The sequence below is a fragment of the uncultured Photobacterium sp. genome (genome assembly GCF_947502415.1).
Taxonomy (GTDB): domain Bacteria; phylum Pseudomonadota; class Gammaproteobacteria; order Enterobacterales; family Vibrionaceae; genus Photobacterium.
On the sequence record NZ_CANMZV010000025.1, the window covers coordinates 1 to 18343 of the forward strand.

Sequence of the window (18343 nt, forward strand, 5' to 3'; positions counted from 1 at the left end):
CAACCGAACAACCGGTAGCCGATGGTCAACATGCCAGTGAATCACAGCCAATGCATTTAGCCGATTCAGGAAGTCAGTCAGCGGAACCGACAAGCCCGCAGCAGGAAGCTGGCTTTGTTGGTGCCGACCAGACTCAGCTTGCTAGTGCCGATGTTGCTCCAATGACAACAGCAGATGATCAGTTAAGGCCTGGTAACGAGCAAACCAGTGAGTCAGAACCAGTTCAATTAGTACATGCCGGTAGTGAACCTAGAGTTATGCAAAATTCTGCTCCAGACGATGGTATGGCTGATGCCGGGCAACAACTATTAGCCAGTGCAGATGAACAAGCACTTCAATATGCAAGCACGACCACCAGCGACTCTGAAGGCGCTAAAGAAAACTATGAAGAGGTGTTAAATCCTAGTTTTGTAGGTGACGGCTCTCAATCGATGCTAGATCCGGATCAGGGCTATGCTTCAACAATGATAGATGGCCAAGGTTCTCCGTTAGATCCAGACGGCGATGTAAGTATCAGTTAGATAACAATATTGTTAAGGCTCGACTACTATTTTGTGTAGTCGAGCCTTTTTTTCTTTGCTCGACGGTGTACTTACCTATACAGGTGGTTAAACAATGACAAGGTGACTATGAAGTATTTAAGCGTACTCCTCCTTATCTGCGGCCCGGTAATGGCAGACACTTTTACCGGATCTGCCATTATTGAGATTGCTAAGAGCGATGATCTCGGAATTGCTGAGGCAGTTGCGATCAATAACGCACGGATTGATGCACTATCAAAAGCCGGCAGTACGTTTTTGCAAAGCGAGCTTGTTGATGATGAACAGTACAGGCAGCGCTCTATAGTCTTTCATCCGGCAGTAACAAACACAAATGTCACCTATAAAGATGTGCTGCCTTGTGGATCCAAGTTGTGTGTATTACTGGAGCTGGAGTTGACGGTTGATAAATCAGTCATGGAGCAACAGATTAAGTATCATTTTGACAATGAATCGCTGAGAAATGCACTAGATAATATTGATTTAAATAACTATGAAAGTCTGGTTCAAGCTCATGCAGCTGCAGTAAAGGCGTTAAATGAGAGTAATGCAAGGCTATGGCAATCCATTCAGCTAGATAAAAGTGGAGATGTCTATAGCAGCTATATCTCGAAACTTGACCAGGCCAGGGAACAAGGTCGTACTGACAATTCCCATATGGAAAAAGTCGAGACTTTTAAGGCCTTGGAGCTTGAGTTACGTGAACAGAAAGATGAAAGGGTAAAATATACAGCCCTTAAACTAGATAAGTTAATCCGTGACTATTATCAGGATTGGAAGTTCTACTCATTCAGCACAGTTGAAGAGGGGACTCACTATCAGACAGGAGAGCGGCTTCATAATGTCTCGTTTAAGATCACCAATGTCCGAGCTGATTTTCGGCAGCTGAATAGTGAATACACCCTTGAGAAGGTTAAGGATAAAGACGGCAATCTATTGCGGTCTAATTACTATTATTCCGACACAAAAGAGCCTATGCATCTTATGAAGACAGCTGCGCTTTTTGAGGATGTACATACACTGATTGAAGGGCAGGCACCAAAGCAAGGTGACAATAATATCAATAATCATGATCTTGGTTTGATTGTGAATGATACCGATATAGTTGATGGTACGCTGGATGGAGAGCCTTTTGTCCGTTTTGAAATTGGACGTATTTGTTATCGTCCTTGGGCTGGCCCGAACGTTGGAGCTGAAGTCTATAAAGCTCTATTTAAACTCAGAACTGAGTTAATAGTTCGAACCCCTTACGGCGAACACCGATTCGATCCCGAGCTTTTCGAAGATTACGAAAGTAAACGTATTCGGCTGACTAAACGGAAAGAGCTGCTCTCGATGGACTCAAGGCTCTGTGTGATGAAAGGCGTAAAACTTGAAACATCCAGCAGCTTTTCTGATGAACAGATCCGCTCGCAGCTGCAGAAGGCGAATCAAGGGATTAGCGTTGAAATTATACACGAGCCTCTTACAAACTACATTAAGTCTGCAAATTTATCTGGCTAATTAGGTCCCCTACGGTACTGGCTCGCTACTTTAAGGTTATGACCTCATTGGAGCGAGCCCATGTCTGTTATCGAGAACTTTGTGCAGGGTTCCATTTACCCTAATTTTAATTGGCAGATAATCTCTGAAGAATGTAAGCACCTTTCACCCATGAGAGACGGTGAGCTAATAACGCTACACTGTCCGAACTGCTTTAACGCGGCCAGCCACTACCTTTTCACTGGTGTGATTGAATGTAAGCAATGTGGACATATCGACTTGCTCTACGCAATAGCAAAGCATAAAAACATAAAGCGTTCTCTGTTTGTCAGGTTTATCGCAAATTCGCTAAAGCTAGAGATAAAAGATGACGTGAAAAGGGAAATCAGGAAATCGTGCCCTCCCTTAATTGATACTCTGCAAAAGAGATATCAAGTACCTGCAGATTACGGGTATCTCATCAACCTTGGTTACACCGAGGCTGAGTTAGTTAAATCTAAAACCCTTGTCCTATTGCCTGATACACAGTCAGTCATTGATGATTTAGTCTCTATATCGGGTTATATACCATCTACAGTCCGGAACAAGCTTCAGATGATGCCGAATGACAAGCCCACCTTGGCATTAAATTCATACGGTAAACTGAAGCTAGCATCGCCGGAGTTCATCGACGGAGTGACCAGGCCATTTTATCTGGCTAAGTCGGCAAAAGTATTTCTTACCGATGATCCTTACTTTGCCCAACTGTGCTGGCTAAATAAAAAAAGGGCCTATCTATTCGACCCAAATCGAAGCCTTAATTTCTTTATGACAAATGTAATGAGCAAACTGAAGTACACACAATTGGTTGGTATCTGGAGAACCATTGACGACGATCATGAGGTGATCAGGGTTACCCCGCATGAGACCGAACATTGGGTATTTGACTGGCACCGGGAAATGGTAAATGGCACGTACAAGACATTGAAGGAGAAATTCTTATGATGAGAATCCAGCTGCAAATGCCTTTTATTCAGTTGTTCCGTTTACTGGCTGCAATCATTACGCTGATGCTCATGTGGTCCTGTGTCGTAAATATCGGTAATGGATTTGTAGGGCCATATAACGAAACACTTATTGCTGTTATTGTGTTGTGCGCGCTGATGTTTAAAGCAGAGCTGGTGATTGATGGTTGTAAGGTATCTTATCGACTGAGCCATTACCTTCTCCCTGTGCCATTTCTTGTTCGGAAGCTAACATCAACCAACGTTGTTGATATCTATTGTATGAGATCACTGCAAATCGCCAATGGTGGCACATGGTATATAGTAGATAAAAACAACGAGGCAAAGGCGCTGGGTATTTTTGCGCAGCCAGTTGATAAATCCTTCCTCTATGAGCATAAATATAACCAACTCCGCCGCCGCTTAATCAAGCGCTAGCAATGAATTATAGGGATCTCACTCCATCTCGATAAAGGGTTTTTGAGTTGTGCAGACTCGACCCTTTCACCTAGCATGTTGTTACCCTGGCTGGCCAAGTACAGTGTATGTCGGCCAAAACGCTGGTTCAGGTTGTCGAGCGCCGACATTAACCGGTTATCTTCTGCCGGCGCAAACAGGTCACCCTGGTCAAACCGACAATCGCTCAGATCTATCGCGCCCACTCCAATCTTATACAAAGGAATAAATTTACCGTTCGGCACCAGGCGGGGCATAGCAGAGGTTAATAACTCTAGAAACACAGCAGTATGGTTACTGGCATAATCCAGGCTGGCGCATACACTGGCTCGGTGTTGTTCCGAATCATACGGGCTGGAACTACAGAAAAACTGGATCTTTTTAACTTTTGATTTCTGTTTCCGGGCTTTCTCACATACCTCGTGTACGTGGTATGCCAACGCTTGCTGAAGGTCTGCAGGTGAATGAAGTCGTTCACGGATTGATCTGGTCGAATAAATTTGCCGTTTGGGTTCTGGCCCCTCTCTCCAAGAAAGTACCCTCTCACCATGCAGTTCACGAATAAGGCTTACAATCGGTTTACCAAATTCGTGTTTCATTTTTTTATGATCAGCATGTTTAAGCTGTATCGCGGTATTGATCCCCATGTAGTTGAGCCGTGCCGCTATCCTAGATCCGACTCCCCAAAGTTCGGATGCGGGCATCATGGTTAAGATCTTATCGATGTCTCTGTCGGACTCCAGTAGGCAGAGGCCATTGTAGCCAGGCACCTTTTTAGCACACCAGCTTGCTGCTTTGGCCAACGTACAATTGTGAGAAGCCGCGGCACCTATAGGTAACCGCGTCTCTTTGAAAACCTTCTTTCTTAGATCGGCCATGAACTGGAGGGGGTCGCAAATGCCTGTAATATCAGCAAAAATTTCATCAACGCTGTAACGGTAGGATTTGGGTAGCTCAGCTTCTATCACTGAATGCATCGAGTTGGACAAAGCACCGAATAAGTTGAAGTTCGCCTCGACGACGGCAACTTGCTTCAGTTCGATAATGCCCCGAAATTCGAAAACAGGGCTGAATTTCTTGATACCAAGATCGGTGGCTTTTCTATTGGCGGCAATTATCATTCCGTCCTTGCCACCTGTGACCACAATCGGTCGGCCTCGTAGCTCAGGTTGGTATACCTCAGCCGCTGAGGCATAAAAACGAGTCCCATCGAAAAGTGCATAGAGGCTCATGATACAAGATGTCTTAATTGTAAAATGGTCTTAGTCACCACACCTTCAACAGCAAAAGGTCGGGTGATCGGAACCTGTTTGCCTACTCCATCATCAAGTGTGCCTGCGCTCAGGTTTAATTGGCGGCAAGCAAATTGGTTTTGGTGGTAAACTATTGCGATGTCGCCATCTTTATAATCTACATGTCGCTCAACGACGGTGAGACTGCCGTTATGGATACCAAACGGCATCATCCGGTTACCCTGGGCGACGGCAATAAAGCTTGTTTCTGAACTCGGCAACAATAGGCGGTGCAGGGATGCTTGAAGGTTGCCGGTTGGGACTGGCAGTGGATTTTGGTGAAAGCGGATGATAGCTACAGCAACGCCAATGACCTGCAGTTCTGAATCTAGCGCGTTAATACGCGACAGGGGGATAACAGCTTGCTCACCAAATTGCTCGACCAAAACAAGGTCTTTTGCTTCGGGTGTGAGAGCGGCATCGATAATAACCCAGTCAGAGCTACCTATCAGACCACAGTTGTCAGTGTCGCTTTTGATGTAAACAAAAGTCGCGGCCGGGTGATGAATTAATTCACCCAGATCCAAATTGTTTTCGAGATATGGCTTTGTTGGATTCTCGAAGCCGGTGAAACCGCTCATAGCAATCATTATACTGTATATAAACACAGTATAATGATAACGCTATTGTCGGGGACTGACAACATAGATACCCCAATAACTCTTTGATGTAGTTACGCTGTCACATGTATCGAGCGTATATTCCTGTGATTGAGTCAGGTTGACATCAGCAATATCAGCAATTAATGTTGTGTATGTGCAGGAGTGCATACGCAAGCCAAACGCGTAAACGACTCATTAACCAAATCCAACTATTTGTTTGTATTACTGAGCTCATAGAGCATTTCAGAATACAGTTTGGCATATGCTCTATACAGTGAGGCGATATGAACACTAATGCGTTAATTGTTGACTACCAGCAGTTTCTATCCATCTCTAATACGTTTCGTAAAATTAACGAATCGTCATTATCTCTCTCTGCATACCGTCAGTCTCTGGCCAGGAGGTTAGGGTTCAGCTCACTGCAGGAGATACAGCATACCGAATTCATATACTTAGATTGCCTTGAGTTGCGTCACGCACTACCAGAGCAGGTCAGTATCAAGGCAGCCATCGGTCAGTTTTTTCCTTTTTACGTGGTGTATGTGGGGGAGACCCTATACGTAGATATCGAACCAGATGGGTATGTAGGTACGTATCCAGAGATACACCCTACCGGCTATCAACCAAGTGCGAATGCGGTCCGTGTGCTAATCCAGTACAATGATGCACTAGTCTTCGATAATTCACAGTGGCGCCGGTTTGTCAGCCGTACCCAAGCCGAGCTTGATGAGCAGTGTGATGTGGATAGCCTAGATCTTAATAGCCTATGGGAAAATTCAGACGCCGGGAACGTACCAACGTACCTGATAGCGCCTGAATATCTACATCATTACGGATTTGATTTTGGGCTGGTTACAGCAGATATGACCGATAATAGTCTCAAGCAGCTTGTTGCCAGGTTTATGGGTAAATCAGTAAATCTTCCCTCTGTTGAGGTGTTAAAACACACTACAGAGGTTGAGCGCGAGATTGAGATCGAAAAACTAAATACCGATATGTTTATCTGTGACCCCTATGAAGTTTTAGGTTATCTGAGCGACCTACGAGATACGCTGGAATAATGGCTGCACAGCAGGGTGACACTGTCACCTTGCTAACTGGATTACTTTTTCCATACCTGAACACAGACTTCGTGGTCATTGCCATCAACCTTTTTACTCTCATACATTCCCTGGTCATAAGAGATGGTCGAAACCGTTGACGAATAGTGGCTCCGGGCTTCACTGTCATTCAGCGACTCCGCTCCAGTGGTAAACACACGTCCTTCCCTGGCCAATTCACCCATCGCAGCAATAGTCGCCGCTCTAACAGCGTTGGGACCTAACGCTGAAGGCACACAGGCAGTATTTGTGCTGGTGGCCGATGCCAGTTGAGAACTTAGTAGTAATGCAGCGACAATAAAGCGCATGATTTCGCTCCTGAACAATGTGACTTAATAATAGCTATACACCGTTAGGTATGGAAATTAAGACTATATTGTCTGTGATCAACAACAAAGCTAACGCACTATAACTTTAAATATGAAAACCAAAAAATAACTATAACTATATGGGGTTTTGCGCACATTTCCCCGAAAAGTTCATTCTTGCATATAGGGTCGATCTAACAAACTTATGCCCCAGAACGTGTTAGAACAATTACACCGTCATTGTTATGCCATCACAATTTGGCATAAAAAATCTATGGATAAAAGCATCAATTAACACGTATTTATCTTTATTTGTTTTTTCGGTTTAAGCATCACCTCTAGCATGGATTGCTAGATATCAGGAATAAGTGTCGATTGAATGAAAGTGCCAAAATTCTATGGTTGTCCACTTATTCTAGTTGTATAAATATCAGCGTGTTGATAGCCTATATCGTTAATAAACAGTCACCTACTGCTAATTATCCTTTTGTAACGTCAGAATGGACATGTTGTGAAATAGTCCGTTTTTATGATGGGGGGCATAATTTGTTAATATTTAAGGGTAGATAAAAATGGAACCAATTACATTGGCAATTGGTGGGGCGTCATACTACGTTGCTGCCAAGTTTGTAGACCAATTTATATCTCAGGAGGGATATGGACTGATTCGCAAGAAGCTTTTCCCTAAGAAAAGGTATGTAGACAGGCTCTATCAACTTATTGAGGAAACAGCTTCAGAGTTTGAAGTTGAATACCCAGCAGATTCAGAAAAGGTTCCGTTCTATCAATCCCAGGCGCTATTTGACGTATTAAACCAATATATTCTGTTTAAACAGTTACCAGATAAAGCTGAGGTAGTGAATAAGTTTAGCGATTATCCAACTGTGCTACCGCCAACTCAAAAGCAACTTGAACGTTTTTATACGATTCTTGCGCTAAAAATAAACAAGTGTGAAACATTAAAGAAACTTCATATCGAAGAGACTTATAAGGAAAAGATATTCGATATCAGTGAAGAACTTACTCAAATAAAACTTTTGTTGCGCTCTATAGACGAGAAGCTCACTTTTCACCTAAACGATGATTGGCTAAATGAAAAAAACAGACAGGCAATAGCTGATTTGGGTGGGCGCTACACACCTGAACTAAACGTAAAACTAGAAATAGCAAAGATATTTGAGGGCCTAGGTAGGACTAGTAATTTTTCAGAACTCTTTTATTCACATATAGATAGTTTTCTAATTAAAGGAAACAAACTCAGTACGTGTGATGAGATATCTTCACAGTTATCTGTAATATCTAAATCTTTAACTGACATTATAAACTCATACCAAGAAATTGATTTTTCTAAATTAACTAAAATACCAACAGATGAATTTTGTAAGAGTATTACCTCCTGCAACAATGCAGTAGCAGAATCTGAATCGGTGTTGTGGAAACTGCGTGAAGAAGCAAAAGCAGCCGGAGAGACTAATGATTACAGTGACAAATACTCATCAACTTTAAGGGAACTTAGGGATTTTGATTATGAGTGTAACAAGTTAAGTACTTTCATAAACTCCATAACAGTAAACTTATCGAACAACCCATTCTTGCTTCTTGAAGGGGAAGCTGGCATTGGAAAGTCTCACTTACTTGCCGATGTCGTTGAAACAAGAATTAAATCTGGTTCTCCATCTCTTTTCTTATTGGGGCAACAGCTCACTTCTGATGAGTCTCCTTGGGTACAAATTTTTAAAAGGTTACAGGTCGATACCACATCCAATGATTTTCTAGAAAAGCTTAATTTGTATGCTCAAAAAAACAACAAAAGGATTTTGATATTTATTGATGCAATCAATGAAGGGAACGGCAATAAGTTTTGGGATGACAATATAAATAGTTTTGTTGAAGAAATTAAACGATTTGATTGGCTTGGTTTAATAATGTCAGTTAGGTCAACGTATAAAAATATTACTATTTCTGATGAGAATGTATCACGCAATAATTTTGAAACTCATGAGCATATTGGTTTCAAGAACGTTGAACTGGAAGCTGTTAATTTATTCTATGACAATTACAACATAGAGAGGCCCTCTTCACCTAACTTAAACCCAGAATTCAAAAACCCGTTATTTTTGAAGTTACTATGCGAAGGAGTTAAGAAAAGTGGATTAAGTAAAGTTCCAGTGGGTTTTCATGGGATTTCTAAAATTCTCAGTTTTTTCATTGCGGGTGTCAACAAGTCGCTTGCCTCACCTAAAAAGTACAGTTTCGATGCCAGCTTTCCATTGGTTAATGATGCATTAAATGAACTAATCAAGCTTAAGGTGGGCTCGGGGGCTAAGAGTATACCTCTTAAAGATGCGCATGTTGCCGTCCAGTCCATTGTTCAAGACTATGTTAACGATAAAACTTTTCTTAATGCATTGATAGATGAAGGGGTGTTAACAAAAGGAATTACTCGAAACGACGATAACGTTGCTGAAGAGGTAGTATATATATCTTTTGAAAGGTTTGATGACCATTTAACAGTAAACTACTTACTTGACGGCATTGAAATTATTGAAGATGAGTTTAAGACGGGAGGCCGTCTAAAAAATTACTTTAAAGAAGAGCATGATTTTTACTACAACCAAGGAATTGTTGAGGCTCTTTCGATTCAATTACCCGAAAAATATGGAAAAGAACTCTACGAATTACTGCCAGAGTTCAGTGCGCATGATTACTTAATAAATTCTTTTATTGATAGTTTAGTTTGGAGAGAAACTTCTGCGATAGACTTCGACAAACTCAAACCATTTATAAATGACAACGTACTTCAGTTTAGGGGTACTTTTAGCCACTTTTTAGAAATATTGATTTCAATTTCTGGTATTGAAGAGCATCCATTTAATGCGAATTTCTTACATGATTGGTTATCTAAACACTCCTTACCAAACAGAGATGCATTTTGGACTACTCAATTAAAATATAAGTACAGTGAAGATTCTACATTCAGACATTTAATAGATTGGGCTTGGGATGGCTTTGATAAGAGTTACATATCTGATGATTCAATCGAGTTAGTTGCTACTGCGCTTTGTTGGTTTTTAACTTCAAGCAATCGAGAGCTGAGGGATTGTTCAACAAAAGCTTTAGTTAACTTGCTAGAAAATAGAATTCCAGTATTGGTTAGGATAATCAATAAATTTGATGCCGTAGATGATCCTTATGTTTGGGAGAGAGTGTTAGCTGTTGCCTTAGGTTGTGTATTGCGAACAAAGGATCATCATGAGCTAGGCCCTGTAGCTGAAATAGTTTATACAAAGGTCTTTGATACAGAAGATGTATATCCAAATATCCTCTTAAGAGACTACGCAAGAGAGATTATAGAGTATGTTTCATACCTTGGATTGATAACAGAAAATATTGAATTTTCCAAAACTAAGCCCCCATACAAAAGTGAATGGCCTGATGACATACCAACTAAAGATGAGCTGAAAGGTCTTTATGATAAGAAAGACTACTGGGACTTGTGGAGTTCAGTTATGGGGGGCGGTGACTTCTCTAGGTACACCATTGGCACTAACTCTAACCATTCAGATTGGTCAGGATGTAGGTTCGGCCAACCCCCTGTAAATAGAGAAGAGATCGTTAATAATTTTAAGAACCGCTTATCAGAAGAGCAACTTGAATTATTTGATTCAATAGACCCTTTTATTTATGAAAATGCTTCAAATGATTTAGATATAGATGGATACTTTACTTTCAGAAGCCCCACAGCTAGGAAGACAGATGAAGTACTATCGGCAAATATATTGGCTTTTAAAGAAGCTTTATCCGCAGAATTGCTAGCTCTTTATGAAGGCGATATTGAGCCCTACTTTGATCACAATAATAACTTATTAGATACAGATGCTCATTTTGACCTTAGGTTGGCTGAACGCCTTATTTTTAATCGCGTAATTGAGTTAGGTTGGTCTCCAGATTTGCATGGAAGTTTTGATAGAAGCATTGGAACAGGTCGAGGGCGGCACGAACCATGCCAAGAACGAATAGGAAAAAAGTATCAATGGATCGCATTTCATGAATTCATGGCAAGGCTTTCTGATAATTACATCCGCTATGAGGGATACGGTGATGAACGAGAAGAGTCTCCTTACCTAGGCCCTTGGGAACCCTATGAAAGGGATATAGATCCAACAATTTTGCTTAAAAATACAGGAGATAAATGCATACCTATTGAAGATAAGTGGTGGATTAGTAAAGAATCTTTTGAGTGGAATTGTACTTTTGAAGATTGGGTAAAAGATACCTCTACGTTGGATAATCCGCAGGGGTTGATTGAAGTAAAAGATAATAATGGTGGTGACTGGCTTGTTCTTGAAAGTTATCCGTCTTGGAAAGAGCCTAAAGAAGTAGGTAAGGAAGACTGGGGGCATCCACGGAAAGAAGTTTGGTGCCATCTTAGAAGTTACTTAGTTAAGTCATCCGAATATGAACATTTTAAAAACTGGGCTGAAAGCCAACATTATATGGGGCGATGGATGCCTGAAAGCACTGATAGATATCAGTTGTTTAATAGGGAGTATTACTGGTCAGAGGCTTTTAAATTCTTTAAATCTGATTACTATAGTGGCTCGGACTGGGTAACAGTTACTGACAAAAATACAAGGACTGAGATTGCTGATGTTGGTGTTACTGCTATCGGTTATCGTTGGGAAGAAGAGTTCGATCAATCAAAGGCTGAAACTTTAAGTTTTCTTAAGCCAAGCTCTCTAATTTTTGACAATATGAAATTAAAACATGGTTCTCAAGAAGGTAGTTATATCGATGAAGCTAATAATATTGTTTGTTTTGCTGCTGAAGCTTTAAACGATACAAAAGCACACTTATTGGTTAAAAAAGAACCATTTTTAAAGATGCTAAATGATAATGGCTTAGAGGTTGTTTGGACCTTGTTAGGTGAAAAAGGCGTGATTGGTGGCTCTCTTTCTTCGAGTCATAATTATGGCCGTGTAGAGTTTAGTGGTGCTTTTTACATTGATGAAGATCAAATCGAAGGAAAGCATAAGATTTTCACTACTAGATAAACCTATATTATAAAATGAAGTGGTCAAGTAAAACTGGCCACTGCTTTAGAATTTTCACAGTATCTTCGTTCAAATTCATTTGGTGTCAGACCGCCATTATATTGATGAGGCCCTGGATATGTGTGGGGGGGGGCAGAGTAAACTTTATTGTATTGCCATACATTACCAAATCCAGCGCCCCATTTTTAGGCTCAATACTCTAAGTTGTTTCTGTCCAATTGTGAGTTACGATACCAGTAGGCCGACAAACAGTTTGCTCTGTGTGTGATATTTGGGGTGTGATATTTGGGGCAAGATGCCAGCTTCGAACATTTGCCTTTGGCCGACTCGATATATTTGTAGAGTGTCGGTTTTGAGATCCCCATCATTTCGCAAATCTGCCCCACTGTGTGTTCTTTCTCGCCATAGAGTTTTACAGCCAAAGCCTGCTTGTCTGTGGTGAGTGCTTTGGGACGGCCACCTTTACGCCCCCTAACTCTTGCTGCTTGAAGCCCTGCCTGAGTTCTTTCCCTAATAAGGTTGCGCTCGAATTCTGCCAGAGCCCCAAATAGATGAAATATCAACTTGCCGGAACTTGTCGAGGTATCGATAGACTCCTGAAGGCTTTTCAAACCAATGCCTCGGGATTCTAGGCTCGTCACCATTTCGATGAGATCTTTCAAAGATCGGCTGAGACGATCCAATCGCCACACGACGATGATGTCACCTTTCCGCACATACTGCAGCGCCTGTTCCAGACCCGGACGCTCCGATTTTGCACCACTGATGTGATCTTCAAATAGTTTCTCACATCCGATCTGATTGAGGGCATCCTTTTGCAAAGCTAGATTTTGATCGTCTGTTGAGACGCGTGCATAACCGATCAGCATGGCTTTCCTTAGAAAAGGTTAATTTAGTCGTTATACTCAGGAGTAGTAAGCGTCGAATTAAACCCACATACCCATATCACTAGATCTCGTTCATAGTTTTCTCAACAATAAAGGAGGAACTATGAACCAACCTGAAAAACGGCAATATTGGACGAGCGTCATTGAAAAACAAACAGTAAGCGGGCTCTCTATTCCTGCTTTTTGTAAGGCGAACGACCTTAGCTATCCGACCTTTCATTATTGGCTGAAGAAACTGACAGAGCAAAACGACGAATCGCAACACGCGCATACCATTGTGATTAATGATGATATAGGCACTGATACTGTCGCTTTACATTTCCCTAATGGTATTAAGGCGGAGCTGCCTGCGAACCTAACCCAGACACAAATCAAAACCTGGTTGCAGGTACTGCAATGATCCCCTGCGGCGCTATTTATCTCGTCTCGGGCGTTACAGATATGCGCAAGTCTATCGATGGCCTCTCAATCATTGTCGCTGATGTACTGGAAATGGATCCGCTCAGTGAAGCCTGGTTCATTTTCTGTAATCGTGGTCGTGACAAACTCAAAATCTTATTCTGGGATACCAACGGGTTCTGGCTCTACTATCGTCGCTTGGAAAAGGGGCGATTTAAGTGGCCAAAACCGAATTACGCTGGCCATATTCAACTCTCCCGACAGCAACTTAACTGGTTGTTATCAGGCTTAACCATTGAAAACCCCAAGGCACACCAACCGATAATCGGCAAACAAGTGAGGTGATCGTCACTGATCGCCTCATTGCTGTTGAGTGATCTTTTAAAGCTGGCATTCTATCGTCACCAACTGAAATAAGTGTGACGAAAAATGACTGAACTTCCTGATGATGTAGAACAACTGAAAGCCATGTTGCTACAGCTTCAGCAAGAAAAACAAGCGCAGGCTGAAGAAATCATTGAGCTGAAAAGCACCGTTCAACTGCTCACGGAACAACTCAACCTTAGCAAATCCAAACGCTTTGCATCTCAAAGTGAGAAGCACCCCAACAAAGGCACCTTCAATGAGGCGGAGCAACAAAACAAACCCGCTCCCAAACACCACAAAAAGGGCAGAAAACCACTGCCAGATACGCTAGAGCGAGAAACGCGTGTTCATACCTTAAATGCACCGTACTGTGACTGTTGCGGTGGTGCTATGCATGAGTGTGGTAGTGATACGTCAGAAGAGCTGAAAATCATTCCACAGAAAGTCAGTGTGATCCGCCATCAGCGGACAAAATATGCCTGTCGAATCTGTGAGAAAACAGCGCTGCAAAGCCAGATAATCACCGCGCCTAAACCCGCCAGTATGATACCGAGAAGTATCGCTAGCCCGGAAACCCTGGCCGCAGTGGCAACTGCCAAATATGTGGATGCACTGCCACTCTATCGTCAGGTCGATATTCTTAAACGTGCCGATATCGATATTAGCCGAGGCACACTCGCTAACTGGTGCGTACAGCTCGGTGTCAAAGTGAATGTGCTGGTCGATGCGATGAAACAGCATCTCCTGAATGAATCACTTGTCTGCGCCGACGAAACCACCGTACAGGTACTTGATGAGCCAGATCGAGCAGCAACAAGCAAGTCGTATATGTGGGTCTATCGCAGTGGCGAGTTCGCATCAAGTCCAGTGGTTATCTATGATTACCAACCGAGTCGAGCGCAAATTTGTCCCAAAGACTTTCTTGGTGATTACTCTGGCTACTTATTATGTGATGGCTATAAAGCTTACGAAGGGCTAAAGCAAGTCACCTTGGCCGGCTGCATGGCCCACGCCAGACGCAAGTTCACAGATGCCCAGAAGGCACAACCAAAATCGAAATCAGGGCGGGCCGAAAAAGCCTTGGGGTACATCGGCAAACTGTACGGCGTGGAGAGTCAGAGCAAATCACTGGGTGCAGATAATCGCCATCGACATAGACAAGAAAAGGCCAAACCGATACTGGCTGAGTTCCATACTTGGCTGAAAGAGAGCCAAGAAAAAGTGCTACCAAAAAGTCTGATAGGCAAAGCCATCAACTACACGCTTAACCAGTGGGATAAGCTGACCACTTACCTTGAAGATGGCAATATTAGCATCGACAACAATGTGACAGAGCGTGATATCAGACCGTTCACCACCGGTCGGAAAAACTGGTTGTTCTCAAAATCAGTTGCTGGCGCAAAGGCGAGCGCGAACTTATATAGCGTCGTAATGACATGCAGAGCAAACGACATCAATCCTTACTACTACTTCTTGCACCTGTTCCGAGAGCTGCCAACGAGAGTACCTGGCGCTGACCTATCAGATCTACTGCCGTGGAATGTTGACTTTAGCGAGGCCGAATAAGACCTCACTGGTTAACTGCGCGTTTACCAGGAGTATTTTAACATTGTTTTCTTTACTGAGTATGTTTACTGCCTTATTCCCGAAGTATGGTCATTATTGACCTACGCTTCGCCAAGTAAATAAAACCCTCGTTTTATTTACTTGGCAGATGTTCAATAGGCAAAGTATTTTTACTCCAGACATTTAGAAAGCACTAAGAAATTAAGGACAGCAGGCATACATGACAAACGGTATGGGTAAGCGGATACAACTCCTGACGGAAGAAGAGATCGATGAACTATACCGGTTACCTGTATTCAGCCAGCTCGAGCGGGAGGAGTACTTCTCTTTAGATGACAGTCTGCTGACCATTGTCGATGGGCTACAAAAAACAGAAACCAAAATATATATGATCCTCCTTATAGGGTATTTCAGGGCTAAACCTGTGGTACCTCGGTTTCGGTTGTGTGATGCAGAAGAAGATACACGATATATCTGCGACACCTTCAAACTCGACATACCGAGGTGGGATTGGACAGTCTCCAAGGGATCAAGGGCAGGTATGGTGTCAAAAATGCTCTCTGTTCTAGGGTTTAGCCCGCTGAAACATGAACAAACCCGTCGGCTGTCCCTTCGGCTAGCCGATGTGGCCACTATTAGCACGGAGCCGAAATACATCCTTGATGAATGCCTAGCATTTCTCGGTCAGAATCGCATCACTCTGCCAGGCTACAGTACTCTGCAGGATCTTGTGACATCGGCCTTGACGACAGAAAGAAACCGTACCTCCCAGATATTGTCAGAAAGAATGTCTGCGATAACCCAGGAAAAACTCAGCCATATATTGAATGGCAAGGGGTTATTAAGCGGTCTGTCAGGATTAAGAGGAACAGCCCGAGATTTCAGTGCATCAGAATTGGAAAGTGAACTGAACACAATGCAACTCCTTCGTAAAGTCTATCCGGAGGTGAAACAGTTGTTGGCTGAACTCGGTCTGTCTCGTGGAAATATGATTTATTACTCTTCTCTTGTCCGGACGGGCTCAACCTTCCAGCTACGACGGTATCCCAAGTGGCAGGGGCTGCTCTACTTTTCCTGCTATATATTCTACCGTTACCGGGAAGCCAATGATCGGCTGGTATCGAGTTTTAACTACCTAGTCAGAAAACATCACGAGTCCCGGATAGAATCCGCCAAGTCGCGTGTTGCCAAAGAGCTGGACGTTATTCAGGATACGCTTAAATCTGCTGGCAATGTCCTCAGGTATTTTATCGACGACTGTCTCAGTGACGACATGACTTTCGGCGAGATCCGAAAAATTGCCTTCTCCACGATGAGCCAGGAAGAAATGTTTCTGGTTAGTTCCCATCTGGTTGATGGCCGCTTTAACCGGGCGGATTACCAGTGGCAGTATACTGACAGCCAGTCACGCAAGACAGCAGGCAGCCTGAGGAAATTGTTTCTGGCTATCGACATTGAATGTGAGACTGGCCAGCCTGCTCTCAGTGCACAAATTTTAAATGCAAGGGCAGAGCTGAGTGCCGACAGGAAACTGACGTCGATGGATCTTAGGCTGGTGACGCATAAGGATTTGGAACACATCGTTGCTGACGGGAAGACCAATCCCATCAGGTTTGAATATTACCTTTACCGTAAAATCGCAGGAATGATAGACAGTGGTAACGTGTATGTTAGTGAAAGTGAACGTAATAGACGACTTGAAGATGATCTTATCCCTATAGACGTATGGGAGAAGGATAAATTGTCTTTGATAGAGAACACGGGGCTTGAACGGCTCTCCAATTCTATTGGAGACACCCTGGCAGAGCTTGAGAGTAGCTTTGTTGAAAAGCTGGGCAAGGTAGCCGCCAACATAAACGCGGATGCTAATGATTTTGTCCGTGTTAAGCCCCGTTCCAGCCGTCTTGCCTGGAGTTTAGCAAACCGACGTTGGAAAACGCCATTGGACAACCCCGTATACAGCCAAGTTCAGCATATGGGGATCATTGATATCATGAACTACGTCAGCAAAAAAACTGGGTATCTTGATGCATTCGAGAGTCTCTCATCAAGAAAAAGAAACATGGAAGCGAGAAGTCACGATCTTATTGCCTGCATCTTTGGAAATGGTGCAAACTACGGCTTGCATCGCCTTGCCTCTTCGTCAGACAGAAGTATCGGTGTTCTACGGACTGTCAATGACAGCTACATCAGACCGGAAACAACCGGGGCAGCCAATGATCTGATCTCAAATGCTCTCGCCAGACTCCCCATTTTCCGCTACTACACCATCAATGAATCGGCACCGTTTGGCAGTATCGATGGACAGAAACATGCGTGTCGTATTAATACGTTCAAAGCAAGGTACTCCGCAAAGTATTTCCGGAAAGGCAAAGGGGTTTCTGCTATGACGCTGGTGTCAAATCATGTGCCTTTGAATACAACTGTGATATCGGCTAATGAATACGAAGGACACTACGCGTTTGACTTACTGTACAACAACAGCAGTGACATTCAGCCCAAGTCACTGGCTACAGACAACCACGGCACCAATAATGTGAATTTCGCCATCCTGGATATTTTTGGATACCAGTTTTCACCCAGATACGCCAAGTTCAAGCATGCCTTTGAAAACCTGTTTGAGGTAAACATAGATGGAGAGCTTGATATCAGGCTTAAAAAGCCAATCCGAATAAAGCTAATCAAAGAAGAATGGAGCCGGATCCAACATATTGCCTGCTCTCTGAGCCGTAAATCAACGGAACAGCACGTCATCATACGCAAGCTGTCAAACAGTAAGCGGGGTAGCCGGACTCTCGCTGCACTGCGTGAATATGACCGCTTGATAAAGTGCCTCTACATGCTTGACTATATTGACAGAAAAGATTTAAGGCAGTTTGTTCAGCAGGCGCTGAACCGTGGCGAAGCCTACCATCAACTCCGCCGTGCAATAGGCAACCTCAACGGGGATCAGTTACGAGGTGGAAGTGATTACCAGATTGAGCAATGGAATGATTGTGCCCGCCTGATTGCCAACTGCATTATCTACTATAATTCGGCACTGTTGTCGGGTCTTGTAGAGCGTTTCGAGAAGCAGAAAAATGACAGCGCAATCGAGTTATTATCGAATATTTCGCCGGTCGCCTGGGGCCATATTCAATTGACGGGGCATTATGTATTCGAGGAAAAAGAAGACATGCTGAATCTGGAAAATATGCTCGAAAGTGTTAATCCCCTGACCTCAGACACAGAGGTAAACGCTATTTCTTCTGTAGCCTATTCAATCATAAAATGAGAATGAACTTTTCGGGGAAATGTGCGCAAAACCCC

At 43.1% G+C, this 18343-nt stretch carries 14 protein-coding genes; 10 read left to right on the top strand and 4 right to left on the bottom strand.

The window, feature by feature from the left end:
* The 4 genes from Q0852_RS19815 to Q0852_RS19830 form a co-directional block, all read left to right on the top strand.
* Positions 1-521, top strand: a 521-nt coding sequence (locus Q0852_RS19815; RefSeq protein ID WP_299021158.1) for a hypothetical protein, incomplete at its 5' end; no start/stop codon positions are given.
* A gap of 108 nt (positions 522-629) precedes the next feature.
* Positions 630-2042, top strand: a complete 1413-nt coding sequence (locus tag Q0852_RS19820; RefSeq protein ID WP_299021161.1) for a hypothetical protein — start codon at positions 630-632, stop codon at positions 2040-2042.
* 60 nt (positions 2043-2102) lie between these two features.
* Positions 2103-3005 (top strand): hypothetical protein, encoded by a 903-nt coding sequence (locus Q0852_RS19825; protein WP_299021164.1) that lies wholly within the window; start codon positions 2103-2105, stop codon positions 3003-3005.
* On the top strand, positions 3002-3442 hold the full coding sequence (locus tag Q0852_RS19830; protein ID WP_299021167.1) for a hypothetical protein: 441 nt from the start codon (positions 3002-3004) through the stop codon (positions 3440-3442). The genes Q0852_RS19825 and Q0852_RS19830 overlap by 4 nt, the downstream gene beginning before the upstream one ends.
* Here Q0852_RS19830 and Q0852_RS19835 read toward each other — a convergent pair.
* Together Q0852_RS19835 and Q0852_RS19840 are read right to left on the bottom strand one after the other, a co-directional pair.
* A complete protein-coding gene (locus Q0852_RS19835; RefSeq protein ID WP_299021170.1) occupies positions 3439-4692 on the bottom strand; it encodes a Y-family DNA polymerase in 1254 nt (417 codons plus the stop codon). The genes Q0852_RS19830 and Q0852_RS19835 overlap by 4 nt on opposite strands.
* A complete protein-coding gene (locus Q0852_RS19840; RefSeq protein ID WP_299021173.1) occupies positions 4689-5333 on the bottom strand; it encodes a S24 family peptidase in 645 nt (214 codons plus the stop codon). The genes Q0852_RS19835 and Q0852_RS19840 overlap by 4 nt, the downstream gene beginning before the upstream one ends.
* A 305-nt stretch (positions 5334-5638) precedes the next feature.
* Here Q0852_RS19840 and Q0852_RS19845 point away from each other — a divergent pair, with 305 nt between their 5' ends.
* Positions 5639-6415, top strand: a complete 777-nt coding sequence (locus tag Q0852_RS19845; RefSeq protein WP_299021176.1) for a hypothetical protein — start codon at positions 5639-5641, stop codon at positions 6413-6415.
* A gap of 41 nt (positions 6416-6456) precedes the next feature.
* Here the strand turns inward: Q0852_RS19845 and Q0852_RS19850 are convergent, their stop codons facing one another.
* Entirely contained in the window at positions 6457-6762 is a 306-nt protein-coding gene (locus Q0852_RS19850) for a hypothetical protein (RefSeq protein WP_299021179.1), read from the bottom strand.
* 572 nt (positions 6763-7334) lie between these two features.
* Here Q0852_RS19850 and avs2 point away from each other — a divergent pair.
* Positions 7335-11816 (top strand): AVAST type 2 anti-phage system protein Avs2, encoded by a 4482-nt coding sequence (gene avs2 / locus Q0852_RS19855; protein WP_299021183.1) that lies wholly within the window; start codon positions 7335-7337, stop codon positions 11814-11816.
* A 191-nt stretch (positions 11817-12007) separates the two neighbouring features.
* Here avs2 and Q0852_RS19860 read toward each other — a convergent pair whose 3' ends face one another.
* Positions 12008-12685, bottom strand: coding sequence for a recombinase family protein (locus tag Q0852_RS19860; RefSeq protein ID WP_367278173.1), 678 nt, complete (start codon positions 12683-12685; stop codon positions 12008-12010).
* A gap of 121 nt (positions 12686-12806) precedes the next feature.
* Between Q0852_RS19860 and Q0852_RS19865 the strand changes: the two genes are divergently transcribed.
* From Q0852_RS19865 to Q0852_RS19880, 4 genes are all read left to right on the top strand, one after another.
* The gene (locus tag Q0852_RS19865; RefSeq protein WP_299021186.1) at positions 12807-13103 is read left to right on the top strand and encodes an IS66 family insertion sequence element accessory protein TnpB; all 297 of its coding nucleotides are present in this window, start codon (positions 12807-12809) and stop codon (positions 13101-13103) included.
* Entirely contained in the window at positions 13100-13447 is a 348-nt protein-coding gene (tnpB, locus tag Q0852_RS19870) for an IS66 family insertion sequence element accessory protein TnpB (RefSeq protein ID WP_299021188.1), read from the top strand. The genes Q0852_RS19865 and tnpB overlap by 4 nt, the downstream gene beginning before the upstream one ends.
* Before the next feature lie 84 nt (positions 13448-13531).
* Positions 13532-15034, top strand: a complete 1503-nt coding sequence (locus Q0852_RS19875) for an IS66 family transposase (RefSeq protein WP_299021190.1) — start codon at positions 13532-13534, stop codon at positions 15032-15034.
* 220 nt (positions 15035-15254) lie between these two features.
* Positions 15255-18308 (top strand): Tn3 family transposase, encoded by a 3054-nt coding sequence (locus Q0852_RS19880; RefSeq protein ID WP_299021193.1) that lies wholly within the window; start codon positions 15255-15257, stop codon positions 18306-18308.
* Positions 18309-18343 lie beyond the last annotated feature (35 nt).